Below are 24,695 nucleotides of genomic sequence, written 5' to 3'. Positions count from 1 at the left end.
GCCTCCGGGTTGTACCGAACTGTTGTCGGGCCGATCACATCGTGCTGATCACATCGTGACGCTGCCGTCCGTCAGACCGTCGTACATGCCCCGCACCAGCTGTTCGCCCAGCCGCCCCGCGAGCCGCAGCGCGTCCTCGAACGCGGCCAGTTCGCGGAAGCGCTGCCCGTACCGCCGTTGGTCGTCGAGCGGCAGCCGGGGCAGCTGGAGGCGGCGGACATCGAGCCGGGTCGCGGTGGAGGCGTAGCTGCTGGCCTGCCGGTTGTTGGCGGTTCCGCGCAGGAAACCGGCGAGGAACCACGGGTCGAGGGCGGCCGGATCGGCCCGCAGCAGCTGGAGGTTGCGACCGAGCGCGGCGCCTGCGGTGGCCGCGTCGACGACCCGGGCGACGGCCCCGCCGCCGAGGACGGGGACGACGACATCGCCCTCCGCGATCCGTACGGGTTGCTCCGCCATGCCCTCGGTCCCTCCTTCGGGCAGGGTGCCCGAGGGGGCTCGTCCCGCGAGCACGTCCTGTTCGGTGAGGACGGGAACGGGCTCCATCCCGGCGGTGCTGCCCGCGCCGCCGGTGTGCAGCACCAGCGCCCCGGCGCGGGCGAGTTCACCGACGGTGGTGGCGGGCCGGCGGGCCGGTTCCGGGTGCCCTTCGCGGGTGGCCGGAACGGCCGGCGGGGTGAGCTCGCCCGTCAGCCGCAGCGTGTCGGTCAGCCGCTCGCGTACGTGGGCGAGTTCGGCCGCTCCGCCGCCGCCGGCGGCGGGCGGGAGATGGCGGCCCGGGGCCAGATCCACGTCGTCGTCGAGGAGTTCGATGACGGGCACGGCGCGGCTGACGCCCGGCCGCTCCTCGACCGTGCCCTGCCGGTCGAAGGGCTCCCAGGCGTCGAGCACGGTGGTGTGGACGCTGCCCCAGTCGAGGTTCTCGCGGCCGCCGCCCGTGGAGAGTTCGGCGGTGTCCACGAGCAGCAGCTCGGCCGGGGGCCGGGCGCCCGCCGTGGGCTTGCGCAGGACCCAGAGGTGGAGCGGGATGCCGTACGGAGGGGCGGCTCCGGCGGGCAGGCCGACGACGGCGCGCAGGGCGCCCCGGCGCAGCAGGTCGGCGCGGATCCGGCGGCCCGAGCGGCGGGACGCGGCGGCGGGCGGCATCAGCAGGACGGCGGTGCCGCCGGGGCGCAGCCGGGCCAGCGCGTGCTGGACCCAGGCCAGTTCGGACTCCGTACGGGCCGGGAAGCCGTACTCCCAGCGCGGGTCGTACGCCAGCTCGTCGTGGCCCCAGTTGCGTTCGTTGAAGGGCGGGTGGCAGAGCACGGCGTCGGCCGCGAGCCCCGGGAAGGCGTCGGCGCGCAGGGTGTCGGCCGCCCGCGTCCGGACCTGGGCGTCGGTGTGCAGGGCGAGCCGCAGCCCGGTGAGTGCGGCCAGTTCCGGGGCGGCCTCCTGGGCGTACAGGGCCGCCGGGAAGGGGACGGCGCGCAGCAGGGTGCCGGTGCCGGAGGCGGGGTCGAGGACGGTCGCGTCCTGGGCGGCGGCGCCGGCCAGCGCCGCCATCAGCGCGGCGGCCTCGGGCGGGGTGAGGGTGTACTGCCGGGGGTTGGCGTTCAGATAGCGGCCGAGCAGGAACTCGAAGGTCTGGCAGGCGCCGAGCCCGGCGGCCAGCTCGGCGACGCCGCGCAGGAGTGGGACGGCGGGCAGCAGTTCGTGGGCCGGCGGGGTGTGAACGGCCCGCTCGCCCGCCGGGCCGAAGCGTGGGGCCAGCACCTGGTCGAGGGCGGCGGGCAGCCGTTCGGCGAGGAGCGCGTCCGGGGCGGCGGCCAGCTCCAGCCAGTCCGTCGGGCGTTCCCGTACGAGCAGCAGGGCGCAGCCCGCCCGGACCAGCGCGGCGGCGGCACCGGCGGGGTCGCCGGACAGCTCCTGCCAGACCCGCTCGCGCAGGGGTACCTCGGCGAGTTTCCCCTGGTCGCGGAGCCACTGCTCGATCTCGGTGAGCGCGAACGCCGGGCTCGTCTCGGTGCCGCCGACGGGCTTGGGGAAATCGGCGTGCCGGCGCCGCCAGTTGGAGACGGCGGCGCGGCCCACCCCCGCGAGCCTGGCGATACCGGCGGCTGTGACCTCTGCTGCGTTCTCGGGCATCTGGCTGCTGCCTCCCTCACCGCAGGGCCTGCCGTGCGACGTGTGTGTGACGCGGGGTGACGCGGGTGTGTGGCGCCGAGCATACCGGGTCGAGTATGCGACATCGATTCACGCCGTGGACTGATGCTAGTCGCCAATGCCATGTTGACTCGGTTCACAAGCTCTGATGTGATGGTCACGTCATCACTCAGCCCGCACTTCCGCCCGGAGGGCCCTCCCATGTCCCGTGTCACCGTCTCCCCCCGTATCCGTCGCGGAACGCTCGCCGGCGCTCTCTGCGCGGCCGTCCTGCTGACCCTCCCGGCCTGCGGAGCGGGGACCGACGAGGCGGTCAGGAACACCGGCGCCGAGGAGACCGTCGCCGCCAAGAAGCCCGCGCCGTTCGCGGACCTGTCGGGTCCCGAGATCGCCGAAAAGGCCCTGGCGGCCCTGCACGGCGCCTCCTCGGTCACCGTCCAGGCCGATGTGCACACCGCCGACGAGGGACATGTCGTCTTCGACCTGACCTTCGGCGGAAAGGGCGACTGCGCGGGCACGCTGTCGATGAACGACGAGGGCGCCATGGCCCTCACCAAGGTCGGCCGGACCGTCTACATGAAGTACGACGAGGAGTTCCTGCGGGCGCAGAACAAGGGCGAGCCGGCGGACGAGACCGACGCCATGGTGGAGATGATCGCCGACCGCTGGGTCAAGACCGACGTGTCCGCCCCGGACTCCAAGGATCTCGTCGCTTTCTGTGACCTCGACGAGGTCCTGGCCGACTTCAAGGACGTCGGCCACGCCGCCCGCCGGGGAGAGCTCGGCGAGGTGAACGGCCTGCCGTCGCTGATCCTCACCGAGGCCACCGTGGGCGGCAAGTACACCCTGCACGTCGCCACGGAGGGCGAGCCGTACCTCCTGAGCCTCACCGAGACGGGCAAGGAACCCGGCACGATGACCTTCAAGGACTTCGGCAAGCCGTTCGCCGCGAAGGCCCCCGCCACCAAGGACATCGTGGACCTGGACAAGCTCGGCGAATGACGCCGTCCCCCACATGAGCGGGTCAGGCCATCGGAGGGGGATGGCCCGACCCGCTCAGTCGTGTCCGGAGCCCCCGGCCGGAGCGGCTCACCGACGGGCGGTCAGCCGCCGCACTGGGCCAGCATCATCTTCTTGTCCGGCGCCGTCACCGGCAGGTCGTACTTCAGGGACACCTGCGCGAACCGCACCGAGTACGAGCAGCGGATCCGCTTGTCCGGCGGCAGCCAGGACGCCGGGCCGGAGTCACTCTTGGAGCTGTTGGCCGGGCCGTCCACCGGGAGGAGGTTGAGCGGATCGTTGGCGATCTGCTTCCGCTTGGACTCGTTCCAGCGCGCGGCGCCCATCTGCCAGTCGTACGACAGCGGCATCACATGGTCTATCTGCACCTTCGTGGCCGCCTCCTTGCGCCACTCGATCGCCTTGCCCGTGTACGGATCCCGCAAGGTCATCGAGATGACGACACAGTCGGACCCGGAGCGGTACTTCACCTGCCGGCCGTCCCGGGCGAGGACGTCGTTCCGCGTGTCACAACCGTTCCTCGCCAGCGGCACCCCGTCCGCCGAGTCCATCCAGGCGTAGCCGAACTTGTCCCGCGCGTAACCGGTCTTCGGGCCCCGGCCGGCGGTGCGCACCTTCCCGATGAGCTGCCGCGCGGCCTTCCTGTCGGCCTCGGAGCTGATCACCGCGAGCCCCGGCTTCGTCCCGTCCGGGTTGCCCAGCGGCCCGGCCCCGCTTCCGGCCCCCTGAGCGGCCGGCGCCGACTCGCCCGGGGCCGCGCCGAGTTGCTCCTTGCAGCCCGCGAGCAGGAGCAGGGAGAGGACCAAGGCCCCTCCCCGCAGACACGTTTCCGCTATCTGTTCCTCACGTATGCGCACGTCCGCACCTTACGTCTCCTGCCGGTGGCCCCGGCAGGAGACGTCTACCCGGACTACGAGCCGAGAATCGTCGTCAGGAATTCGCCCGTCCACGCCAGCAGTTCGCGGCCCACCACCGGCTTGCCGCCGATCTTCCCCGCAGTCGGGCGCGGGACCATGATCTGGTGCGCGGCCGGCTTGATGACCGTACGGGGGTGCAGCCGCTTCAGCCGCAGCTCCTGCGACTCCCGCAACTCCACCGGCGCGAAACGGATGTTGGAGCCCTGCAGCACGATCTCGCCCACACCGCACGCCCGGGCCAGCATCCGCAGGCCCGCCACCAGCAGCAGGTTCTCGACGGGCTCGGGGAGCTTGCCGTAGCGGTCGGTCAGTTCCTCGCGGACCGCCTTGATGTCCGCCTCCGTGTTCGCGGAGGCGATCGCGCGGTACGCCTGGAGGCGCAGCCGCTCGCCGGGCGCGTAGTCGTGCGGGACGTGCGCGTCGACGGGCAGCTCGATCTTGACCTCCAGCGGGGGTTCCTCCTCCACCCCGCCGTCGATCGCGGCGCGGTAGTCGGCGACCGCCTCGCCCACCATGCGGATGTACAGGTCGAAGCCGACGCCCGCGATGTGACCGGACTGCTCGCCGCCGAGCAGGTTGCCCGCGCCACGGATCTCCAGGTCCTTCATCGCCACGTACATGCCCGCGCCCATCTCCGTGTGCTGGGCGATCGTCGCGAGCCGCTCGTGCGCGGTCTCGGTCAGCGGCTTCTCCGGCGGGTACAGGAAGTACGCGTACCCCCGGTCCCGCCCCCGGCCGACCCGGCCGCGCAGCTGGTGCAGCTGCGAGAGGCCGAAATTGTCGCCGCGCTCCACGATCAGGGTGTTGGCGTTCGAGATGTCGATGCCGGACTCGACGATCGTCGTGGAGACCAGCACGTCGAACCGCTTCTCCCAGAAGTCGACGACGACCTGTTCCAGGGCGCCCTCCGACATCTGGCCGTGCGCCGTGGCGATCCGCGCCTCGGGGACGATCTCGCGGAGCCGGGCGGCGGCCCGGTCGATCGACTCGACGCGGTTGTGGATGTAGAAGACCTGGCCCTCGCGCAGCAGTTCACGGCGGACGGCCGCGCCGATCTGCTTCTCCTCGTAGGGGCCGACGAAGGTGAGCACCGGGTGGCGCTCCTCCGGCGGGGTGGTGATCGTCGACATCTCCCGGATGCCGGTGACCGCCATTTCGAGCGTACGGGGGATGGGCGTCGCGGACATGGTGAGGACGTCGACGTTGGCGCGGAGCTTCTTCAGCTGCTCCTTGTGCTCCACACCGAAGCGCTGCTCCTCGTCGACGATGACCAGGCCCAGGTCCTTGAACTTCGTCTCGGACGAGAACAGCCGGTGCGTACCGATGACGATGTCGACCGCGCCCTCCTTCAGCCCCTGGAGCGTCGCCTTCGCCTCGGTGTCCGACTGGAAGCGGGAGAGCGCCTTCACGGACACCGGGAACTGCGCGTACCGCTCGGAGAACGTGCCGAAGTGCTGCTGCACCAGCAGCGTCGTGGGGACGAGGACCGCGACCTGCTTGCCGTCCTGGACCGCCTTGAAGGCCGCCCGCACCGCGATCTCGGTCTTGCCGTAGCCGACGTCGCCGCAGACCAGCCGGTCCATCGGGACCGTCTTCTCCATGTCCTCCTTGACCTCGGCGATCGTCGAGAGCTGGTCGGGCGTCTCCACGTACGGGAAGGCGTCCTCCAGCTCCCGCTGCCACGGTGTGTCCGGGCCGAAGGCGTGGCCGGGCGCCGCCATGCGCGCCGAGTACAGCTTGATCAGGTCGGCGGCGATCTCCTTGACGGCCTTCTTGGCGCGCTGCTTGGTCTTCGTCCAGTCCGCGCCGCCGAGCCGGTGCAGCGTCGGGGCCTCGCCGCCCACGTATTTGGTGACCTGCTCCAGCTGGTCGGTGGGGATGTACAGCCGGTCGCCGGGCTGGCCGCGCTTGGCGGGGGCGTACTCGACGAGCAGGTACTCGCGGGTCGCGCCCTGCACGGTGCGCTGCACCATCTCGACGTAGCGGCCCACGCCGTGCTGCTCGTGGACGACGAAGTCGCCCGCCTCCAGCGTCAGCGGGTCGATGGTCTTGCGGCGCTTGGCCGGCATCCGGACGCCGTCCTTGCCGGCCGCCTTCTGGCCGGACAGGTCGGTCTCGGTCAGGACGGCCAGTTGCAGCGCCGGGTCGACGAACCCGTGGTCGATCGAGCCGCAGGCGACATGGACGACGGACGGGTCGATGTCGGCGAGCCCGCCGAGACCGGCCGCGCTGCGCGCGCCAGGGATGTCGAGCCGGGCCGCGATGCCCTCGCCGCCGAGCACCTCGACCGTACGGGAGGCGGTGCCCTGGCCCTCCGTGACGTAGACGGTGCGCCAGCCCTCGGCGAGCCAGCCCTTCGTGTCGGCGAGCGCGCGGGCGGTGTCGCCCCGGTACGCCTGCGGGGCGGTCATCCCGAGCGTGATGGACTCCGGTGAGATCTCCTCGTCCACGGCGAACGGGGACAGCGACCACCACAGCATGCCCAGCTCACGCGCCCGCTCCCGGATGTCCGCGATCGAGCGCAGCGAGGCCGCGCCCACGTCGATGGGTGCTTCACCGCCGGTCGCGCTCGCCGCCCAGGACGCCTGCAGGAACTCCTGGCTCGTCGCCACCAGGTCCGCCGCCCGGGTGCGTACCCGCTCCGGCTCGCAGACCAGGGCCATCGATCCCTTCGGCAGGACGTCCAGCAGCAGCTCCATGTCGTCGACGAGTACCGGAGCGAGCGACTCCATGCCCTCGACGGCGATCCCCTCGGCGATCTTGCCGAGCAGTTCGCCCAGCTCCGGATGGAGCTCGGCGAGCGCGGCGGCCCGCTCCCGTACCTGGTCCGTGAGCAGCAGCTCACGGCAGGGCGGCGCCCACAGACCGTGTTCGGCGACCTCCAGCGAGCGCTGGTCGGCGACCTTGAAGTACCGGATCTCCTCGACGTCGTCGCCCCAGAACTCCACCCGCAGGGGGTGTTCCTCGGTGGGCGGGAAGACGTCCAGGATGCCGCCGCGTACGGCGAACTCACCGCGCTTCTCGACCAGCTCGACCCGGGCGTACGCGGCTGCCGCCAGCGCCTCCGTGACCTCGTTCAGGTCGGCGCTCTGCCCGGAGCGCAACGCCACGGGCACCAGCTCGCCGAGGCCCTTGACCTGCGGCTGGAGTACGGAACGTACGGGTGCGACCACGACGCTGACGGGCCCGGCCGCCGGGTCGTCCGGCGAGGGGTGCGTGAGGCGGCGCAGCACGGCGAGGCGGCGGCCGACGGTGTCGGAACGGGGTGAGAGCCGCTCGTGCGGCAGGGTCTCCCACGACGGGTACTCGGCGACGGTCTCCGGGTCCAGCAGCGACCGCAGGGCCGCCGCCAGGTCCTCGGCCTCCCGGCCGGTCGCGGTCACCGCCAGCACCGGACGCCCGGACTCGCGCGCCAGCGCGGCCACGGCGAAGGGCCGCGCGGCCGGCGGTCCGACCAGGTCGACATGCGTGCGGTGACCGTCGGCGGCGGCCTTCACCGCTTCGGCGAGCGCCGGGTCACGTACAACGGCGTCCAGCAGACCGTGCAGGCTCATGAAGGGGTTCCGTCCGGGTCCGAAAGGCCACGGGGCCGGTGGGGCCGCAGGGCCGGTGGGGGTGGGCAACACCAAGGGCCCGACACGTCTCACGGGCCGGGGGTTCCCAGAGTACGACGCCGGGCCGGACGGCGGGGCGGGCCGCCGCCGGAGCCCGCCCCACGGGGGTGGTGCCTTACGGGGGGTGTGTCTTACGGGGGGTGCCTTACGGGTACGGGAGAGTCAGGCGGCCCGCGCGCCTACATCGGACGGAGCGACCCACACCAGCCGGGGGGAGCACTCCTCCGACCGCCCGATGTACCGCATGACCTGATCCGCCGCCGCGAGCTGCCACCGATGCCCGCTGTCGAGCCGGGTGACCTCGGCCCTGCCGTCCTCGTACGCGAGGCCCCACGCGATGACCATGGCGTCGGCGTCCTCCGTACCGGCGCGTACTCCGCGACGACGGCGAACAGCCGGGGCGCGGTATCGCGCACGAGTTCGTACAGCTCCTTCTCGTAGTCCTTCTCGTGGTCGAACGGCTCCGGGGCGGGGTGCTGCGGCGATACGGTCATCCTGGAATCTCCCTTGTCGGAAGCAAGGTTGCCGGCGTGCCTGGTGCGACAGGGCACGACGGCAAACGAGCGCCTTCGCGGCGCGGCCAACCCGTGTGGCCTGCTTCACGCCGTAGCGACGGCGGTAGGATCCAGTCCACCACATCGGTGGAAATAAGATCTCCCTCATTCGTGAGGATGAGGGAGCGTACGCATGCGCGAGCATGGCGCGCACACAAGAAAGGACGGAACCGGTGCCCCCGAGCAAGCTCCCGCCGACGATCCGGCAACGACGCCTGGGGGCCGAGCTCCGCCGCTTGCGTGAACACGCTCAGTTGACGGCGACGGAAGCGGCTCGGCGGCATGGCGCCACCCAGTCGCGGATCAGCAGCATCGAATCCGGTGGCTACCCCGTGAGCGCGGACCGCGTCCGAAACCTCGCGCGGCTGTACGACTGTGTCGACGAGCCACTCATCACCGCACTCGCCGGCATGACCGGGGGACGAACCCACGGCTGGTGGGAGGAGTACCGCGAAACACTTCCTTCAGGCGCTCTCGACCTGGCCGAGACGGAGCACCACGCCCGCTCTATGCGCCTCGCCATGGCGGTGCACATTCCAGGGCTTCTCCAGACCGCTGAGCATGCCCGGGCCCTCGTCAGAGATGTGGTACCGCCTTTCGACCCGCCTGCGGTGGAACACCGAGTTTCTTTTCGGATCAAGCGTCAGGCCGTGCTGTACCGGGAGCGTCCTACCCGACTGACCGCAGTCGTTCACGAGGCCGCTCTTCGCATAGGCTTCGGCGGCCCCGATGTCACTCGTGCGCAACTGGCGCATCTGCTCGCGATGAGCGAACGCGAGCACATCACCCTGCGTATCATCCCGTTCGGTACCGGTAGTTACCCCGGCTCCGGTGCCGGGATCGCCTACTTCCAGCATCAGATCCAGCATCTTGACACCGTGCAGCTCGACATGGAAACAGACGCCGGTTTCGTAGAGAGCCCACCGGCGCTCGCCAGATATCGGGCCGTGCTGGACCGGCTGGAGGAGTCGGCTCTCGACCCGATCAAGTCGCGTGACCTTATCCATCACATCGCGAAGAGCATCTGAGAGGCACCGTCGTATGTCCAGCTACGAGTGGCAGAAGTCTTCCTACTGCGGAAACGCGGGCAACTGCATCCAGATCGCCGCAGCCGATGACGGCTCCATCAAGATCCAGGAGGCTGACGACGTGGACACGATCGTCACCACCACTCCGGAGAAGCTGCGTGCCTTCATCCTGGGCGTCAAGGCAGGCGAGTTCGACCACTTCACCGTTGACCCTGACTGAGCGCCCTGCTCGGCATGGCTGAGCGTTCTCATCTCACGTCCCCCGAGGGCCACTGAACACAATGGATCGCTTCACCGCAGGGGAGAAGGGGAGAGGCGTCGGCGCGCTCCTGCGAGGGTTCCCGTCATGAGGGCGAGCGCGAACAGTGTGAGCCCCATGAAGATCACGGGATTCACCCAGCCGGGCACCAGCTCGGTTCCCACACCGTCCGACGTGACGCACTGCGCACTGACCGGCAGCGTCCCCCGCGTCACGACGTGATCCCCCTGTGCGCCCCGCGCCGCACACATCTGGTCCGGGTCCAAGAGGTAGAACCCCGACATCACACCCCACATGTACGCGCTGAACGCCGCCGAGCCGGCCATGACCGCGACCAGCGCGCACGTCGTGACGCTCGGCAGGCGCCACCCGCTGCCCGGTAACCGCTGGTAGGCCCGTCGGGCGAGCGCCGCGGCGGCGATCAGGAACGCGCAGGGCGCCAGGATCGGCGCGAGGGCCAGGGCCAGGAACAGAAGTCTTGCCATGCCCGCCCAGACATCGCGGGGGAAAGATTGGTTCCGCCGCCCGCGCCCCTCCTGATCCGAACCGTCTGAGCGCTGTACCCGGCGATCTCCGCCAACCTGGGCGCTCGGTCACGTGAACCCGATACCCGCGCGGGAGACTCCCGGCGGTCCGCCCCAGTCAACCGCGCCTCCGGTCGCGAGGCCGGCGCCACGCCATCCCGGGGCCGATGCGTTGGTCACAACGGCAGCCGCCAGTTCGGGCCGTCCAGCCCGGGTCTCCCGAGCCAGACGGTCTGCCCGTCGTCGCAGGCCGGTATCCAGCGGGCTTCCAAAGGCCTCTCATGACGACCATGGCTCATACTCGCCGCTCTCTTGCACGAGGAGTGGACCGCCACTCCAACATGCTGTGCAATGCCTCGCAATCAGCTCGACTGAGGAGGACGCCATGCAATTACGGTTCGTCGGGATCGATCCGGAGACGGGCACTTCCAACTCGCCAACCGTGTGGCTGCGTGAGAAGGCCGAGGAGTTGGTCCTACAGGGATGGACGGCTGACGCCGAACTGGAAGGGGAGTGCGCGGCGTTCCACGTTCCTGGCCATGCCCAGGGCATCCCCTCGGATGAGACTGTGGTCCGGATTCCGTTCCGGATGATTCCGATCTTGAGGGAGGCATGTGATGCAGCAGAGCGAGCAGCCCAGCTTCGAGGAGCTGATGACGGCGGCGACACGGTCGGCCGTGCATCTGGAGATGCGTGATGCCTACGGGGTGAGCGACGAGGCCGAGGACTTCCAGCACTGGAAGCGAACGGGCGAACGGGACACCGACCCGGCGTCGGTGTACTGGGGGCCATGGGTGTCGCTGGTCCAGGAGGCGGTCGGTCGTGGCGTCGAGGTCCGCCGCCTTCGCATCGTCTCCGAACCGGTCTCCGACTACATCAAGTACGAACACGCCGGCACCGTGGTCAACATCAAGGCCGGGGAGAACGTGCGGTGGCTGCCGCGACGGCAGGCATCTGGTCTGGCGCTGCCGGGCAACGATTTCTGGCTCTTCGACGGGGCGACGGTCCTCTTCAATCACTTCACCGGTGACGGAGACGTATCCCCTGACGGGCGAGAGGTCCGTACGGATCAGGGAGTGGCGGACCTCGCGACACGCGCCTTCGACGCCGCCTGGGCCCTTGCGACGGCGCACGACCACTACACGATCTGAGAACGACCTCCGGACTGACGACTCATGTCTCACCCCGAATCGCTCAACGCCGTCGAAGAAGCCCGCAAGGCTGTAGCCCGCCAACTGGGAGACATCCGAAAGGATGCGGGGATCAACGGACTTGAGCTGGCAGCCCGGTGTGGCTGGCACCCCTCCAAGAGATCGCGGATCGAGAACGCCCGCACGCGTCCATCGGAGGACGACATCCGTGCCTGGTGTCACGCCTGCGACGCCGAGACGCAGATCGCCGACCTCATCGCGTCCTCCCGTGACGTCGACTCCATGTACCGCGAGTGGAAACGGATTCACAGGGGCGGGCTGAGAGGGGCACAGGTCTCTGTTATCCCCCTGTATCAGCGCACCCAGCACATGCGAGTGTATTGCTCGAACGTTATTCCCGGCTTGCTCCAGACGGTTGGGTACGCCACCGCCCTCCTCAACTCCATCGCCGAGTTCGAGAACGTCATCAACGACGCGAAGGAGGCCGCGGTCGCGCGTGTCGCGCGCTCAGAGGTCATCTACGGGAGTGGGCGCTTCGCCCTGCTCGTCGAGGAAGACGTTCTGTACTTCCGGTTCGGGGACGCCGAGGTCATGTCCAGGCAACTCGCCTACCTGCTGTCGATCACGGCGTTGCCCAATGTCTCCTTCGGCATTATTCCGAGAGCCGCAGTTCGAAAGATGTGGACACTCGAAGGTTTCGTCATCTACGACAATGCGAAGGTACAGGTCGAGACTCTGTCGGCCGACATGAACATCACACGGCCTGGCGAGATCACCGTGTACCAGCGTGCGTTCCGCCTGCTGTCGGAGATGGCCGTCTACGGTGGTGCCGCGCGGGCCCTGATCAAGGAAGCGATGGACACCCTGGACTGAAATTCTGCAATCCCGCGCAATCTCATTGCTCGCACAGCACGCGGCTTCCTACCTTCAAGCCATGCCCTCGAAGAAAGGCAAGCGCCGACCGGCGTGGGCATGCCAGTGCACGTCCATGGAGACCGCACGGAGGTATGCATGAGCACAGCAGTCAAGTTGAGGACCCGTGACCCGCGAGTCATCCTCAACGCCTTACATGAGCGCGTTCCGCATCTCGTCACCGATGTCGGTGTCGACGACCTCTGGGAGCGCGAGGTCCAGCTGCTCCTCCGCGACAGCGTGGCCGTCCGTAGCCTGGCCGAGCGCATCCTCGGCCAGGGAATCGCCTATCTCGTGACGGCCATGGAGAACCCCGGGGTGGACATGGGAGTCGGCCACACCGTCGACATCGGAGTTCACCAGCTCATCCTCGACACGCCTCTCTACTTCGCGTTCTGCGAGGAGTACAACCAGGGGCGGTACAAGCACCATGCTCCCCTCATCGAACGCCGCCGCGACGGCACCGTGATGCGCACCGCCGAACTGCTGCGCGAATGTGGGTTCGGGGTCGATGAGGAACTGTGGTCGAACGACGCGTCCGACTGCTCCCCGTGCGACAACAAGGTGCCGGACAGTCACTGACGCAGTAAGGGGGGCGATCTCCACCTCGCAGGAGGGCGGCGATCGGCCCCCACTCCCACGCACGCAGAGGAATCACGTTGCCCGCACACCACAACATCGACCACGAGCGCGAGGTCTGGGACGCCTATGCGCGGAGTACCAAGGACAAGGTGTTCGACTCCGAACCCGCCCTCGATTGGACGCAGTACGCCGGCCACGGGCCGGGCCCGGAGCTCCTCGGGGCTCCCGGAACAGCTCTGGAGATCGGCTGCGGCACCGGACGGGCGTTGGCTTATCTCGCTCAGCAAGGCGTCAAGACGACCGGCGTTGATCTGTCGCCTGTCATGGTCGAGAACGCTGAACAACGATGGGGCCCTGGAGGCTGCCGGTTCGTCTGTGCGGAGGTGCTGGAGTATCTACGGGACAATACGGAGACGTATGACGCCGTCTACTCCGTCTTCGGGGCCGTCTGGTTCACGGAACCGGAGGAGCTGCTTCCGCTGATCGCCCGGCGACTGAATCCGGGCGGTGTCCTGGTCTTCTCCCACCCCCCGGCCATCCCCGGTACGACGGGCGCTCAGGGCATGTACAAAGGTGGCTTCGCGGGCAAGGCCATGTACACATACCGCTACAGCTACACACCCTCCGCATGGGAAGCGCGGCTGCTCCGCGCAGGTTTCGCCGAGGCCGACGCCCAGGTTCTGGACGCGCCGACGCCCGGCCACATCGGCACACTGATCGTCCGTGCCCTCGTCTCGTGATCCTTGAGGTGCGCATGGCCAAGGGAGGTGCGCGTGCACCACTTCTCGGGCGACGGTACGGTGGTGGAGGACGAGATCACGGAGGACCCGGCCGTCGTGCGGCTGCGTGTCTCGGCCCTCGACGGCGTGTGGGAGCGCGCCGGTCCCGCATGAGGGCCACCGGATCTGACGGAGGCGGCCGCGCGGTGCGCCCGACCGGCTTCCCGTGCGGGGCGCGGCTTCGGGGGACGCGGAGGGCGGCTGCGAAGGGCTCGGGGGTAGCTGCGGAGGGCGCCTTCGGGGGTGGCATCGGAGGGGTGGCTTCAAGAGGGATCGGGCTCCTCTCTTTGTCCCTCTTTCGGTGCTTCTGCCCGGCGGTCGGGGTGCTGCCTTGATGCCCGAATGTCCTTTATCACCCGCCGATTCCCCGGCTGGAAGCGCCCCCCATCCGTCCCACCCCACCCCGCGAGTGCCCTTCCTTCGCTCCATCGCCCCGCTGACGTGCGGTTATGCCTGAGGTCCTGGGTGCTTGGTGGGGCATCCGGGACGGTCTCCGGGAGGTGCCCCGGGGTGGGGTCGCGAAAAGCTTCGTGAATTACTTCACAAGGAAAATGGCCTTCGTGGGTGCCGAGGGGGCCTCGTGGGGCCGTTCGGGTGCTCGGTGGAGGCTCGGCGTCTTTATAACGGGTGGTTCCGGGCGCGTTGCGAGCGGATGAATCGCGTCGGTGGTTTACCCCGAGGAATAGGGACGAGGGCCAGTTCAGAAGGGGTGAGGAACGACTCGCATCCCGGTCTGGTTCCCTCTGCGGAGCATGACCTCGGTCACATGAGCCGCGCAGTTTAACACAGGGGGGCCAGTACCTTGTGAAGACCCTCACGAGCACCCCCCTGGGGAGGGGTGGATACTCGATGGCATGAGCACCACGGAGCGTCCCAGGATCCTCGTTGTAGGCGGTGGGTACGTAGGACTGTACGCAGCTCGTCGCATTCTGAAGAAGATGCGCTACGGGGAGGCAACCGTCACGGTTGTCGACCCTCGCTCGTACATGACGTACCAGCCCTTCCTCCCCGAAGCTGCTGCAGGCAGCATCTCGCCTCGGCATGTCGTTGTCCCGCTGCGACGCGTGCTGCCCAAGGCCGAGGTGCTCACCGGTCGGGTCACGACCATCGACCAGGACCGCAAGGTCGCCACGGTCGCGCCGCTCGTCGGCGAGGCCTACGAGCTGCCCTTCGACTACCTGGTCGTCGCGCTCGGCGCGGTCTCCCGTACCTTCCCGATCCCCGGCCTCGCCGAGCAGGGCATCGGTATGAAGGGCATCGAGGAGTCCATCGGGCTGCGCAACCACGTTCTGGAGCAGCTGGACAAGGCTGACTCGACGACCGACGAAGAGGTCCGCCGCAAGGCGCTGACCTTCGTCTTCGTGGGCGGCGGCTTCGCGGGTGCGGAGACCGTCGGTGAGGTCGAGGACATGGCGCGCGACGCCGCGAAGTACTACACGAACGTGAAGCGCGAGGACATGCGCTTCCTGCTCGTCGACGTCGCCGACAAGATCCTTCCCGAGGTCGGCCCGAAGCTGGGCACCTGGGGCAAGGAGCACCTGGAGAGCCGCGGTATCGAGGTCTACCTCAAGACCGGCATGGACTCCGCCGTCGGCGGGCACATCGTGCTCAACAACGGCCTTGAGGTCGACTCCAACACCCTCGTGTGGACGGCCGGCGTCAAGCCGAACCCGGCGCTCGCCCGCTACGGTCTCCCGCTCGGCCCCCGCGGCCACGTGGACACCAGCGAGAAGCTCCAGGTGCAGGGCACCGACTACATCTGGGCCGCCGGCGACAACGCCCAGGTCCCGGACGTCGCCGCCCGCAAGGCCGGTATCGAGAACGCCTGGTGCCCGCCGAACGCCCAGCACGCGCTGCGCCAGGCGAAGGTCCTCGGCGACAACGTGATCTCCGGGATGCGCGGATTCCCGCAGCGGCCCTACAGCCACTCCAACAAGGGCGCTGTCGCCGGTCTCGGCCTGCACAAGGGCGTCGCGATGATCGTCGTCGGCAAGACGAAGATCAAGCTCAAGGGCCGGCTGGCCTGGTACATGCACCGTGGCTACCACGGTCTGGCCATGCCGACCTGGAACCGCAAGATCCGGATCTTCGCCGACTGGACGCTCGCGATGTTCCTCAAGCGCGAGGTCGTCTCCCTCGGCGCCATGGAGACCCCGCGCGAGGAGTTCTACGAAGCCGCCAAGCCCGCCCCGGCCGCTGCCGCCGCGCAGCAGCCCGCGCCGGTGAACGCCAAGGCTTCCTGACCCCGCACAGCGGCTTCTCGCCGTACTGATCGACCCGAAGGGGCCGCCCGCCATCCGTGGTGCGGGCGGCCCCTTCGTATGCCCGGACGCGCTCCGTCCGCGCGCCCCGGCGGGGCCCATCGCTCCGACGGCCCAGCATCCGGCGCCCGCTGTACGGTCCCGCCGGCTCTCCGGGGCGACGCGCGGGCTTCCGGAGCGGGCCGTCGCTCCCCGGAAGAAAGGCGCACATCGCACAAAATTGCGTGGTGAGTGCAGGTGTTTTGCCGTCCCATTGCGTTCCGCAGGGACTGCATCCGTACCCGTCCGGTGTTTACGTGGTGTTGAGCATGTCTCGTATCCACCACCACGGAGGTGTACGCCATGGCCGACGCCGCGCTGCGGCTGACCACTCTTGCCGAAGAGTTGCTGGGGTCCCCGCTCCCGGTCCGTATCCGGGCCTGGGACGGCAGTGAGTCCGGCCCCCCGGACGCCCCCACCCTGGTCATCCGGAACCGACGTGCCCTGCGACGCCTCCTCTGGAAGCCCGGCGAACTCGGTCTCGCGCGCGCCTGGGTCGCCGGGGAGATCGATGTGGACGGCGACCTGTACGCCCTGCTCGCCCAGCTCGCCGGGCTCATCTGGGAGCGCGGCGCCGATGCCAAGGACGCCGTCCATCCGGTACGCGACCCCCGCATGCGGGCGGCCGCGCGCGGTCTCGTGAAGATCGCCGGAGCCTGGCCGCCGCCCCCGCCGCCCGGCGAGGAAATCCGGCGGCGCATCGGCGCGCTGCACACCAAGCGCCGGGACAAGGAGGCGATCAGCCACCACTACGACGTCGGCAATGACTTCTACGCACTGGTTCTCGGCCCTTCCATGGTCTATTCGTGCGCTTACTGGGACACCGGTGCCGGTTTCGCCCCCGGCCCGGGAGACAACCTTGAGGACGCGCAGCGCGACAAGCTCGACCTGATCTCCCGCAAGCTCGCCCTCAAGGAGGGCGACCGGCTCCTCGACGTGGGCTGCGGCTGGGGCTCGATGGCCATACACGCGGCCCGGGAGTACGGCGCCCGGGTCACCGGCATCACGCTCTCGCGCGAGCAGGCCGCCTTCGCGCGCAAGCGCATCGCGGAGGAAGGGCTCACCGACCGGATCGAGATCCGCGTCCAGGACTACCGGGACGTCAGGGACGGCCCGTACGACGCGATTTCGTCGATCGGCATGGCCGAGCACGTGGGCTCGGTCCAGTACCGCTCGTACGCCGACAGCCTCTACGCCCTCCTCAAGCCGGGCGGCCGGCTGCTCAACCACCAGATCGCCCGGCGCCCCGAGAAGAACGAAGCCGAGTACCGGATAGACGACTTCATCGACGCCTACGTCTTCCCGGACGGTGAGCTGGCCCCGCTCGGCCAGACCCTCTCCACCCTGGAGGAGGCGGGCTTCGAGGCCCGGGACGTCGAGTCGATCCGCGAGCACTACGCCCTGACCCTGCGCCGCTGGGTGGCCAACCTGGAGGAACGCTGGGACGAGGCGGTACGCGCTACGTCGCCCGGCCGCGCCCGCGTCTGGCGGCTCTACATGGCCGCGTCCGCGCTCTCCTTCGAGCGCAACCGGATCGGGGTCAACCAGATCCTGGCCGTGAAGACCCCGGAGAACGGCGAGTCCGGGATGCCGGCGCGGGCCCGCGACTGGCGCTGACCGGCCGGCCCGTACCAGCTGTACCGCCCGTGCCACCTGCACTGCCCGTACCGCCTGTACCGCCTGTACCGCCTGTACTGCCCGCATCACCCGTATCGCCGGTATCAACCGGACACGTGAGGGCCCCGCGGCCGACTTCCGGCTGCGGGGCCCTCAGGCGGTCGTACGGGCCTCCCGTACGGCCGCCCGCTACTCCGTCTTGATCGCCGTCAGCATGTTGAGCTTCGCGGCACTGCGCGCCGGCCACAGCGCCGCCAGTACCCCCACCAGCCCGGCCAGTACGAGGAAGAGCCCGATCCGGTCCCACGGGACGACCAGCGCGTAGCCGGGGACGGATCCCTTGATCGTCTCGCCGACAGCCCAGGCCAGGAAGGTCCCGAGCGCGACTCCGATCACCGCGCCGAACACCGAGATGACCACGGCCTCCAGCCGGATCATCCGCTTGACCTTGGTGCGGTCCAGGCCGATCGCGCGCAGCATGCCGATCTCCTGCCGGCGCTCGAAGACGGACATCGCGAGGGTGTTGACGACTCCGAGGACAGCGATGAGCAGGGCCATCGCGAGCAGGCCGTACATGATGTTGAGCAGGGTGTTGATGATGCCGCCCGCGCTGTTCCTGATGTCCTGCTGATCCTCGATGCTGATCGCCGGGTTGTGGCCCAGCGCGTTTACGAGGGCCTGTGCACGGGCCGCGCTCGCGCCGCCGTCCGTCTTCACCCAGATCTGCTGGATGCGCGACGCGGACGCGTGCTCGGCGATCAGTTCCTCGGAGATCAGGGCCGACCCGAGGAAGTTGTTCTCCTCGAAGACCGCTCCGACCTTCAGCGGGACGGTCGTCCCGTCCGCGTACGTCACCGGAACGGTGTCACCGGCCCGCCAGCCGTTGGACTCGGCGGCCTTCGCGTCGACCGCGATCGCGCCCTCGCCGAGCGTGTCGAGCGAGCCGGAGACCGTCGTCAGACGGAGGACCTTCTCGATGTCTCCCGGCGTGACCGCCGAGGCGTACTGGAACGTGCCCTTCACCCGCAGCGGAGCGTCCTGGTCGGGGGAGAGCGCGCTCACGCCCGGTGCCTTCCTCAGCGCGTCCACCGCCGACGCGTCGAGCGCGCCGCCACCGGCCATCGTCACCCGGTAGTCGGCCCTGATGTTGTCCGTCGTCGCCCGGTCCACGGCCCGGCCGACCGTGACGCCCAGCACCGAGAGGCCGGTGACCAGGGTGAGGCCGATGGCGAGCGCGGAGGCGGTCGCTCCGGTACGGCGCGGATTGCGCACCGCGTTCTGGCCCGCCAGCGTGCCGGCGACCCCGAAGGCCCGCCGCAGCAGCGGCCGGGCCAGCGCGACGGCCGGACGCGACAGCAGCGGGATCAGCACGATGACGCCGATCATCGTCAGGAACGCGCCCGCCCCGATGATCAGCCGGCCGTCGGATCCGATCGCGGCTCCCGCCAGGATCGCGGCGGCGCCGAGCAGGGCCAGCCCGCCGCCGAGGGAGTTCCGTACGACCAGCGACCTGGTGGTGGCCCCGGCGTGCACGCTGCTCATCGCCGCCACCGGCGGGATCTTCGCGGCCCGGCGGGCGGGCAGCCAGGCGGCGAGCAGGGTGATCAGCACACCGACACCGAAGGCGGCGGCGACGGCGGTCGGTGAGATCACCAGTGGGCCCGCGGGCACCTTCGCGCCGAACGTGCCCAGCGCGGACCGCAGTCCCGCCGCGAGACCGACGCCGAGCGCGAAGCCGATCGCCGAGGCGATGGCGCCCACGAGACCGGCCTCGACCAGCACCGAGCGCTTGACCTGACGGCGGGAGGCGCCGACCGCGCGCAGCAGGGCCAGTTCCCTGGTGCGCTGGGCGACCAGCATGGTGAAGGTGTTGGAGATCAGGAAGACGCCGACGAACAGGGCGATCGCGGCGAAGGCCAGCAGCATCTGGTTGAGGGCCGAGAGGCCCTCCTCGATCCCGGCCGCCTGGTCCTCCGCGAGCTGGGCGCCGGTCTGCGCCCGCGCGTTGGCCGGCAGCAGGCCCTTCACCTCGTCCAGGATCGCCCGGTCGGAGGCGCCGGGGGCGGCGGTGACCGTGACGTCCTGGAAGAAACCGGGCTCCAGATAGAGCTTCTGGGCCACGGCGGTGTCGAAGAGGACCAGGCTGCCGCCCGCGTTGACCTGGCCGTCCTCGGTGCTGAAGACACCGGTGAGGGTGTAGTCCTCGACCGGGCCGTTCGTGGCGACGCGCACCTGGTCGCCGACCCGGTAACCGCCCTTGGCCGCCGACGCCTTGTCGAGGGCGATCTCCCCGTCCCGCGCCGGCCCGGCGCCGTCGGTGAAGGTGTACGCGGGGTCCTCGCCGTCCTTGCCCGGCGCGAAGTTGCCGCCGGCGTTGGACCAGCCGTTGCCGATGAGCTTGCCGTCCTGGTCGCCGACCCCGGCGAAGCCGCCGACGCGGCCGGTGGCGGAGGCCACGCCGTCGGCCGCGCCGATCGCGGAAAGCGTCTGCCGGCTGACGCCGGGGCTCTTCTCGTTCGCGGCGGCGTCGCCGTCGTCGCGGTTGTCGCGCGAACTCACAGCGACGGCGACGTCCTTGTAGCTCTTCGCCGACTGGTGACGGAAGGCGTTGCCGAGGGTGTCGGTGAAGACCAGGGTGCCGGAGACGAACGCCACGCCGAGCAGTACGGCGAGGACGGTCATCAGCAGCCTGGCCTTGTGCGCGAGCACCGTGCGCAGGGCGGTACGGAACATGGGGGAATTCCTGGGGATAGACCGGGTGTGGTGAACAGCTGGTGGGGCGGAGCGTCAGCTCGTACGGCCCCTGGCGTCGAAGGCCTTCATCCGGTCGAGGACACCGTCCGCGGTGGGGTCGGGCATCTCGTCGACGATCCGCCCGTCGGCGAGGAAGATCACGCGGTCCGCGTAGGCGGCGGCGACCGGGTCGTGCGTCACCATGACGACGGTCTGCCCCAGCTCCCGCACGGAGTTGCGCAGGAAGCCCAGCACCTCGGCGCCCGAGCGCGAGTCCAGATTCCCGGTCGGCTCGTCACCGAAGATGATCTCGGGCCGCGAGGCCAGGGCACGGGCGACGGCGACGCGCTGCTGCTGACCGCCGGAGAGCTGCGTCGGCCGGTGGCCGAGCCGGTCCGACAGGCCGATCATGGCGATGACCTGCTCCAGCCACCGCTGATCGGGCTCGCGGCCGGCGATGTCCATGGGGAGCGTGATGTTCTCCAGGGCCGTCAGCGTCGGCAGCAGGTTGAACGCCTGGAAGATGAAGCCGATCTTGTCCCGGCGCAACCGCGTCAGCTGCTTGTCCTTGAGTGAGCCGAGTTCGGTCTCGCCTATCCGTACGGACCCGCCGCTGAAACTGTCCAGCCCGGCCACGCAGTGCATCAGCGTGGACTTGCCGGAGCCGGACGGCCCCATGATCGCGGTGAACTCGCCCTGGCGGAAGTCCACCGAGACGTTGTCGAGGGCGACCACCTGGGTCTCACCCACTCCGTAGACCTTCGACAGCTCGGAGGCGCGGGCGGCCACAGCGGTGGCACGGTGGGCGAGGGGGGTGGTGGTCACGGGAGAACACTCCTGTCGGACGGATCGCGGTGCTGCGGTACCTCTCCATCGTCTTCCCGGCCGGGCCGGCAATCGTCAGACCGCGAGACCGTTCCTGGGGCCCCCTCGGGACGGACCGCCGGTGCGCGCCCTCCTCCTCGGGGATGACGGCACCCCTGAGGCGCGGGCCGGGAGGAGCGCGGGGCCCAAGGGCCGGTGCACGGGCCGGAGCGGGGCTGACGCGGGCACCGGAAGGGGCCGATTACGGGTGCCGGGAGGGTGCTGAGGCGCGTCCAGCACGCGCCGACGGTGCCGAATGAGTGACCGGGCGGCGACTTTTCGTCATTCCTTGGCGCGTCAGGAAGGAAGAGTCACACCCACCGGGCATGTGCCGATGGCGTGCGACCTGCACTGACGCACCCTCAGACGTCAATAAAATAAGACAACATCGGGTAGCCGCTCGGCTGTTCGGGTGGCGCGTCCCGATAGGCTCGTGTGCCAACGCGGAGGCGCGCGCACCGCCCGGATGGTGGAATGCAGACACGGCGAGCTTAAACCTCGCTGCCCCTCGGGGGCGTGCCGGTTCAAGTCCGGCTCCGGGCACCACACTCGTCAGTCGCGGGTGGCGCCGTCCGGCCAGATCACCAGGATGGGAACGCCGGTCCGTTCCGCGTACGCCACGACGTTCGCCGTCTCCCCGTACTCGGGGGCGGGCCGGCCGTCCCAGACGGCGAGCAGTCGGTCCACGGCGCCCACGAGGGCTTCGCCGCCGCCCTCGTGCACCGCCTCGACGCGGCCGCCGTGATCCAGGACGGCCTCGGCGAACCAGGTGTCCGGACCCTCGGCGAGGCAGCGGACGCCCACCAGACTGCCGGCGTCGTACCGCTCGACGACCGCCCCGAGCGCGGCCCGGACCAGCTTCTCACTGGCCTCCGGCAGTCCACGGTGTCCGGAGATGCCCAGGCGCATGATCGCTTCCTTCTGTCGGGGGTGTCCTTACGGGTACCCCCGATTCGCCAAGGTGTGACCTGCGGCACGGGGAGTTACGTCACGATCCTGGAAAGATCCTCCCCGAGCACTAGGGTGTTCGCTTTGCTTGCCCATTACTGTTATGGCAAGGCCGCGCAAGGTGGCCATGGAGGAGTGAAATGAGGAGCAGCAACCCGGTCTTCTCGCGACGGGGCTTCAGCCGCGACAACGGCCACGCGGGCTTCGACGCGGCGCCGCAGGCCGGGGGCCCCGCCGTGGGCACCAACCCGTACGCGACCAATCCGTACGCGGCCACCAACCCCTACGCCCCTCAGCAGGACGGCCAGTACGGCGCGGGCCCGCAGGCGCCCGCGCGGGCCGACGTCATGACGATCGACGACGTCGTGGCCCGTACCGCCATGACGCTGGGCACGGTCGTGCTCACCGCCGTCCTCTCGTGGTTCCTGCTGCCGGTGGATCAGGCGAACATCAGCACGTCGTACGGCGTCGCGATCGGTGCCGCGCTGATCGCGTTCGTGTTCTCGATGATCCAGGCGTTCAAGCGCACGCCGGTTCCGGCGCTGATCTTCGCGTACGCCGCCTTCGAGGGCGTCTTCCTCGGAGTGTTCAGCAACGTCCTGAGCACCTACGTCGCGCCCGGTGTGGTGTCGCAGGCGGTGCTGGGCACGATGGCTGTCTTCGCCGGTGTGCTCATCGCGTACAAGATGCGCTGGATCCGCGTCACCCGCCGCTTCTACGGCTTCGTGACGGCGGCGGCCCTGGGCTTCGTCATCCTGATGGCGGCCAACCTCCTCTTCGGCCTGATCGGCGGCGGTGACGGCCTCGGCTTCCGCAGCGGAGCGCTCGGCGTCATCTTCGGCGTCGTCGGGATCATCCTCGGCGCGTGCTTCCTGGCGCTCGACTTCAAGCAGGTCGAGGACGGCATCAGGTACGGCGCTCCGCGCCGGGAGGCGTGGTTCGCGGCCTTCGGTCTCACCGTCACGCTGGTGTGGATCTACAAGGAGATGCTGCGGCTGCTCGCGATCCTCCAGGGCGACGATTAATCAGGGCTGATCAGGCGGCTGATCAGATGCCTGACCAGGTGACTGACCGGTCGGCCGTCCCAGGCGACGACTGACCGGGCCGACCGACAGGCATGACGCGCGCGAGCGCGCACGAAGGGGTCCGCGGGCTGATGCCCGTGGACCCCTTCCGCGTGCGCCGGACCTTTATCCCACCGCGCCTGGCACCGGCCTGTTGGCGGCACTCCCGGGCGGGCACGTAAGGTCGCGGCGTGCTCGATACAACGCCGCTGACGGCCGCCGTGGACCGATTCGCCGACCGGCTGCGGGCGGCGCCGCAGAGCCGGCTGCAACGGGGCGCCGCGGCGCAGGCGCTGGCTCTGGCCAGGGAGCTGTCCGTACGGGCCCAGCGGCTCGAAGCCCCCGGCGAGGAGCCGTTGCTCATGCCCGACGCCGGGGTCTTCGTGGTGGCGGACCAATTGACCGTCGCCGCCGGAGATCTGGCCGAGGCACTGCGAACGGCCCCGTCCGCGGCAGAGCTGGACGAGGCCGTGAGGTCGGTCGAGCGGGCGGTCGTCAGAGCGACGCTATGACGCGGTCCGCGAGGATGTAGATGTGCTCCACGGCATCGGAGCCGTCGGCGGAGCCGGAGCCGGAGCCGGAGCCGTCGCCGGCACGGGCGCCCGCCGCCGTGGGACCGCTGTCGCCGCCGCAGGTGAAGGTCAGGGCGTACGCGCCGGAGACGCCCGAGCCGCCCAGCAGATACGGGGCGTGGCCCTCGCGCAGCGCTGCGGCGAGCCGCTCGGCGGTCTCGCGCTGGCCCGGCGTCATGCAGAGTGTCGTCCCGTCGGCGAAGACGTACACGTCGAGCGTGCCCAGCGGGCCCGGGCGGACGTCGGCGAGTGCCGTACGGGTCTCCGCCAGTTCTTCGAGCCGCGCCACGGTGCGGTCGTGGTCGGTGACCACCGGCGTCTGCACCGGCACGAAGTCGGGGTGCGAGGGGTGCCGGCGGCGTGCCGCGGCCAGCTCGGGCGAGTCGTCGGCGAACTCGGTGGCCTCACCGGCTCCGTCGGCGCCGCCCGCACCGCCGATCTCACCGACCTCGCTCACCTCGGAGAGGTCCGGGTAGTCACCGAGGTCGTCGAGGCCGGCGAGTCCCTCGGTGGCGTCGAGATCGAGCGACTCCAGCGATCCCAGGGATTCCAGGCCGACGAAGTCCGCCTGGCGGGGGATGTAGAAGGGGCCGTCCTCGATACCGAAACCGGCGAGACCTCCCAGCAGCGACGGGGTGTCGGCGGCGTCGCGTGCCTCCTGGGCGGCCCAGAAGGCGCGCGCCTCGGCCAGTTCGCGTTCACGCTCCTCGGCGAGCGCCTCGGCGACGGCGGTACGGATCTCCTCGGTCGGCGTGGCCGTTCTGGCCTGCGGTACGGAGGCGGTGAGGCCGTCCGGGTTCGCGGCGGCCAGTTCGCCGCGCAGCGCGGTGACCTGCCGGCGCAGCCCGTGAGCGGCGTGCAGAGCAGCGACGCCCACGGCCGTGGCGGTAGCCGTGGTCAGCAGCAGGGCAAGAGACATGGCGCTCACTGACTACTCCCGATTTCAATCGATACCCCCGACTTCCTACCTCAGCTTGTCGTGGGTGCGCGCCGGTCGTCAGTGCATTACGTCACGAAATGGACGGGTCTTTCGGCCCGCCGTTTCTTCCGAATGTGGCCCTGAGCTGGGCAAACGAATCTCCCCCGGGCATAGATCACATCCTGGGGGAGATTCA

The 24,695-nt window shown here is 69.9% G+C and carries 22 protein-coding genes and 1 tRNA gene; 14 read left to right on the top strand and 9 right to left on the bottom strand.

Features of this window, described 5'->3' with window-relative positions:
- Window positions 1-48 precede the first annotated feature (48 nt).
- A complete protein-coding gene (locus tag ACIBAE_RS20140; protein WP_399287126.1) occupies window positions 49-2,124 on the bottom strand; it encodes an N-6 DNA methylase in 2,076 nt (691 codons plus the stop codon).
- A 219-nt stretch (window positions 2,125-2,343) separates the two neighbouring features.
- On the opposite strand from ACIBAE_RS20140, the gene ACIBAE_RS20135 reads away from it, so the two are divergent.
- Window positions 2,344-3,144, top strand: a complete 801-nt coding sequence (locus tag ACIBAE_RS20135) for a hypothetical protein (protein WP_399287123.1) — start codon at window positions 2,344-2,346, stop codon at window positions 3,142-3,144.
- A gap of 101 nt (window positions 3,145-3,245) precedes the next feature.
- Here ACIBAE_RS20135 and ACIBAE_RS20130 read toward each other — a convergent pair whose 3' ends face one another.
- The 3 genes from ACIBAE_RS20130 to ACIBAE_RS20120 all read right to left on the bottom strand — a co-directional run bounded on the left by ACIBAE_RS20130 (window position 3,246) and on the right by ACIBAE_RS20120 (window position 8,038).
- Window positions 3,246-4,019, bottom strand: a complete 774-nt coding sequence (locus ACIBAE_RS20130; protein ID WP_399287120.1) for an HNH endonuclease family protein — start codon at window positions 4,017-4,019, stop codon at window positions 3,246-3,248.
- Between the two features lie 53 nt (window positions 4,020-4,072).
- On the bottom strand, window positions 4,073-7,633 hold the full coding sequence (gene mfd, locus ACIBAE_RS20125) for a transcription-repair coupling factor (protein ID WP_399287117.1): 3,561 nt from the start codon (window positions 7,631-7,633) through the stop codon (window positions 4,073-4,075).
- Between the two features lie 222 nt (window positions 7,634-7,855).
- Window positions 7,856-8,038, bottom strand: coding sequence for a hypothetical protein (locus tag ACIBAE_RS20120; RefSeq protein ID WP_399287114.1), 183 nt, complete (start codon window positions 8,036-8,038; stop codon window positions 7,856-7,858).
- A 382-nt stretch (window positions 8,039-8,420) separates the two neighbouring features.
- Here ACIBAE_RS20120 and ACIBAE_RS20115 point away from each other — a divergent pair, with 382 nt between their 5' ends.
- The gene (locus ACIBAE_RS20115; protein ID WP_399287112.1) at window positions 8,421-9,275 is read left to right on the top strand and encodes a helix-turn-helix domain-containing protein; all 855 of its coding nucleotides are present in this window, start codon (window positions 8,421-8,423) and stop codon (window positions 9,273-9,275) included.
- A gap of 13 nt (window positions 9,276-9,288) precedes the next feature.
- Window positions 9,289-9,495, top strand: a complete 207-nt coding sequence (locus tag ACIBAE_RS20110) for a DUF397 domain-containing protein (RefSeq protein WP_399287109.1) — start codon at window positions 9,289-9,291, stop codon at window positions 9,493-9,495.
- A gap of 71 nt (window positions 9,496-9,566) precedes the next feature.
- Here the strand turns inward: ACIBAE_RS20110 and ACIBAE_RS20105 are convergent, their stop codons facing one another.
- Complete coding sequence (locus tag ACIBAE_RS20105; protein WP_399287106.1) at window positions 9,567-10,019, bottom strand: hypothetical protein; 453 nt, start codon at window positions 10,017-10,019, stop codon at window positions 9,567-9,569.
- 424 nt (window positions 10,020-10,443) lie between these two features.
- On the opposite strand from ACIBAE_RS20105, the gene ACIBAE_RS20100 reads away from it, so the two are divergent.
- From ACIBAE_RS20100 to ACIBAE_RS20065, 8 genes are all read left to right on the top strand, one after another.
- Window positions 10,444-10,755: a hypothetical protein gene (locus ACIBAE_RS20100; protein WP_399287103.1), complete on the top strand. Its 312-nt coding sequence runs from the start codon at window positions 10,444-10,446 to the stop codon at window positions 10,753-10,755.
- Complete coding sequence (locus ACIBAE_RS20095) at window positions 10,676-11,209, top strand: DUF6879 family protein (protein ID WP_399287100.1); 534 nt, start codon at window positions 10,676-10,678, stop codon at window positions 11,207-11,209. The genes ACIBAE_RS20100 and ACIBAE_RS20095 overlap by 80 nt, the downstream gene beginning before the upstream one ends.
- A gap of 24 nt (window positions 11,210-11,233) precedes the next feature.
- Entirely contained in the window at window positions 11,234-12,082 is an 849-nt protein-coding gene (locus tag ACIBAE_RS20090; protein WP_399287098.1) for a helix-turn-helix domain-containing protein, read from the top strand.
- 138 nt (window positions 12,083-12,220) lie between these two features.
- A complete protein-coding gene (locus ACIBAE_RS20085) occupies window positions 12,221-12,703 on the top strand; it encodes a hypothetical protein (protein WP_399287095.1) in 483 nt (160 codons plus the stop codon).
- A 77-nt stretch (window positions 12,704-12,780) separates the two neighbouring features.
- Window positions 12,781-13,443: a class I SAM-dependent DNA methyltransferase gene (locus tag ACIBAE_RS20080; protein ID WP_399287092.1), complete on the top strand. Its 663-nt coding sequence runs from the start codon at window positions 12,781-12,783 to the stop codon at window positions 13,441-13,443.
- 33 nt (window positions 13,444-13,476) lie between these two features.
- Entirely contained in the window at window positions 13,477-13,596 is a 120-nt protein-coding gene (locus tag ACIBAE_RS20075) for a DUF6879 family protein (RefSeq protein ID WP_399287089.1), read from the top strand.
- A 740-nt stretch (window positions 13,597-14,336) separates the two neighbouring features.
- A complete protein-coding gene (locus tag ACIBAE_RS20070) occupies window positions 14,337-15,725 on the top strand; it encodes an NAD(P)/FAD-dependent oxidoreductase (RefSeq protein WP_399287086.1) in 1,389 nt (462 codons plus the stop codon).
- A 360-nt stretch (window positions 15,726-16,085) separates the two neighbouring features.
- Entirely contained in the window at window positions 16,086-17,399 is a 1,314-nt protein-coding gene (locus tag ACIBAE_RS20065; protein ID WP_399287084.1) for a class I SAM-dependent methyltransferase, read from the top strand.
- Window positions 17,400-17,588: 189 nt separating this feature from the next.
- Here ACIBAE_RS20065 and ACIBAE_RS20060 read toward each other — a convergent pair whose 3' ends face one another.
- Together ACIBAE_RS20060 and ACIBAE_RS20055 are read right to left on the bottom strand one after the other, a co-directional pair.
- Window positions 17,589-20,132: an ABC transporter permease gene (locus ACIBAE_RS20060; protein ID WP_399287082.1), complete on the bottom strand. Its 2,544-nt coding sequence runs from the start codon at window positions 20,130-20,132 to the stop codon at window positions 17,589-17,591.
- A 54-nt stretch (window positions 20,133-20,186) separates the two neighbouring features.
- Entirely contained in the window at window positions 20,187-20,957 is a 771-nt protein-coding gene (locus ACIBAE_RS20055; protein WP_399287079.1) for an ABC transporter ATP-binding protein, read from the bottom strand.
- Window positions 20,958-21,456: 499 nt separating this feature from the next.
- Here ACIBAE_RS20055 and ACIBAE_RS20050 point away from each other — a divergent pair.
- Window positions 21,457-21,542, top strand: a tRNA-Leu gene (locus ACIBAE_RS20050).
- A gap of 6 nt (window positions 21,543-21,548) precedes the next feature.
- On the opposite strand, the gene ACIBAE_RS20045 is transcribed toward ACIBAE_RS20050, so the two are convergent.
- Window positions 21,549-21,905 (bottom strand): hypothetical protein, encoded by a 357-nt coding sequence (locus tag ACIBAE_RS20045; RefSeq protein ID WP_399287076.1) that lies wholly within the window; start codon window positions 21,903-21,905, stop codon window positions 21,549-21,551.
- A gap of 179 nt (window positions 21,906-22,084) precedes the next feature.
- On the opposite strand from ACIBAE_RS20045, the gene ACIBAE_RS20040 reads away from it, so the two are divergent.
- Window positions 22,085-22,969 (top strand): Bax inhibitor-1/YccA family protein, encoded by an 885-nt coding sequence (locus ACIBAE_RS20040; RefSeq protein ID WP_399287073.1) that lies wholly within the window; start codon window positions 22,085-22,087, stop codon window positions 22,967-22,969.
- A gap of 230 nt (window positions 22,970-23,199) precedes the next feature.
- Window positions 23,200-23,520 (top strand): hypothetical protein, encoded by a 321-nt coding sequence (locus tag ACIBAE_RS20035; RefSeq protein WP_399287070.1) that lies wholly within the window; start codon window positions 23,200-23,202, stop codon window positions 23,518-23,520.
- On the opposite strand, the gene ACIBAE_RS20030 is transcribed toward ACIBAE_RS20035, so the two are convergent.
- Complete coding sequence (locus ACIBAE_RS20030; protein ID WP_399287402.1) at window positions 23,504-24,499, bottom strand: hypothetical protein; 996 nt, start codon at window positions 24,497-24,499, stop codon at window positions 23,504-23,506. The genes ACIBAE_RS20035 and ACIBAE_RS20030 overlap by 17 nt on opposite strands.
- Window positions 24,500-24,695 lie beyond the last annotated feature (196 nt).

The organism is Streptomyces sp. NPDC051569 (genome assembly GCF_044454085.1).
Taxonomy (GTDB): domain Bacteria; phylum Actinomycetota; class Actinomycetes; order Streptomycetales; family Streptomycetaceae; genus Streptomyces.
The sequence above is the reverse complement of the archived record's forward strand: the minus strand, read 5'-3'. Positions and strand labels throughout refer to the sequence as shown.

Bases quoted from the DNA above. Each gene is read 5' to 3' on its own strand.
- ACIBAE_RS20140 (WP_399287126.1), bottom strand. From the start codon at position 2,124: ATGCCCGAGAACGCAGCAGAGGTCACAGCCGCCGGTATCGCCAGGCTC.
- ACIBAE_RS20135 (WP_399287123.1), top strand. From the start codon at position 2,344: ATGTCCCGTGTCACCGTCTCCCCCCGTATCCGTCGCGGAACGCTCGCC.
- mfd (WP_399287117.1), bottom strand. From the start codon at position 7,633: ATGAGCCTGCACGGTCTGCTGGACGCCGTTGTACGTGACCCGGCGCTC.
- ACIBAE_RS20120 (WP_399287114.1), bottom strand. From the start codon at position 8,038: ATGGTCATCGCGTGGGGCCTCGCGTACGAGGACGGCAGGGCCGAGGTC.
- ACIBAE_RS20110 (WP_399287109.1), top strand. From the start codon at position 9,289: ATGTCCAGCTACGAGTGGCAGAAGTCTTCCTACTGCGGAAACGCGGGC.
- ACIBAE_RS20105 (WP_399287106.1), bottom strand. From the start codon at position 10,019: ATGGCAAGACTTCTGTTCCTGGCCCTGGCCCTCGCGCCGATCCTGGCG.
- ACIBAE_RS20100 (WP_399287103.1), top strand. From the start codon at position 10,444: ATGCAATTACGGTTCGTCGGGATCGATCCGGAGACGGGCACTTCCAAC.
- ACIBAE_RS20095 (WP_399287100.1), top strand. From the start codon at position 10,676: ATGCAGCAGAGCGAGCAGCCCAGCTTCGAGGAGCTGATGACGGCGGCG.
- ACIBAE_RS20090 (WP_399287098.1), top strand. From the start codon at position 11,234: ATGTCTCACCCCGAATCGCTCAACGCCGTCGAAGAAGCCCGCAAGGCT.
- ACIBAE_RS20085 (WP_399287095.1), top strand. From the start codon at position 12,221: ATGAGCACAGCAGTCAAGTTGAGGACCCGTGACCCGCGAGTCATCCTC.
- ACIBAE_RS20070 (WP_399287086.1), top strand. From the start codon at position 14,337: ATGAGCACCACGGAGCGTCCCAGGATCCTCGTTGTAGGCGGTGGGTAC.
- ACIBAE_RS20065 (WP_399287084.1), top strand. From the start codon at position 16,086: ATGGCCGACGCCGCGCTGCGGCTGACCACTCTTGCCGAAGAGTTGCTG.
- ACIBAE_RS20060 (WP_399287082.1), bottom strand. From the start codon at position 20,132: ATGTTCCGTACCGCCCTGCGCACGGTGCTCGCGCACAAGGCCAGGCTG.
- ACIBAE_RS20045 (WP_399287076.1), bottom strand. From the start codon at position 21,905: ATGCGCCTGGGCATCTCCGGACACCGTGGACTGCCGGAGGCCAGTGAG.
- ACIBAE_RS20040 (WP_399287073.1), top strand. From the start codon at position 22,085: ATGAGGAGCAGCAACCCGGTCTTCTCGCGACGGGGCTTCAGCCGCGAC.
- ACIBAE_RS20030 (WP_399287402.1), bottom strand. From the start codon at position 24,499: ATGTCTCTTGCCCTGCTGCTGACCACGGCTACCGCCACGGCCGTGGGC.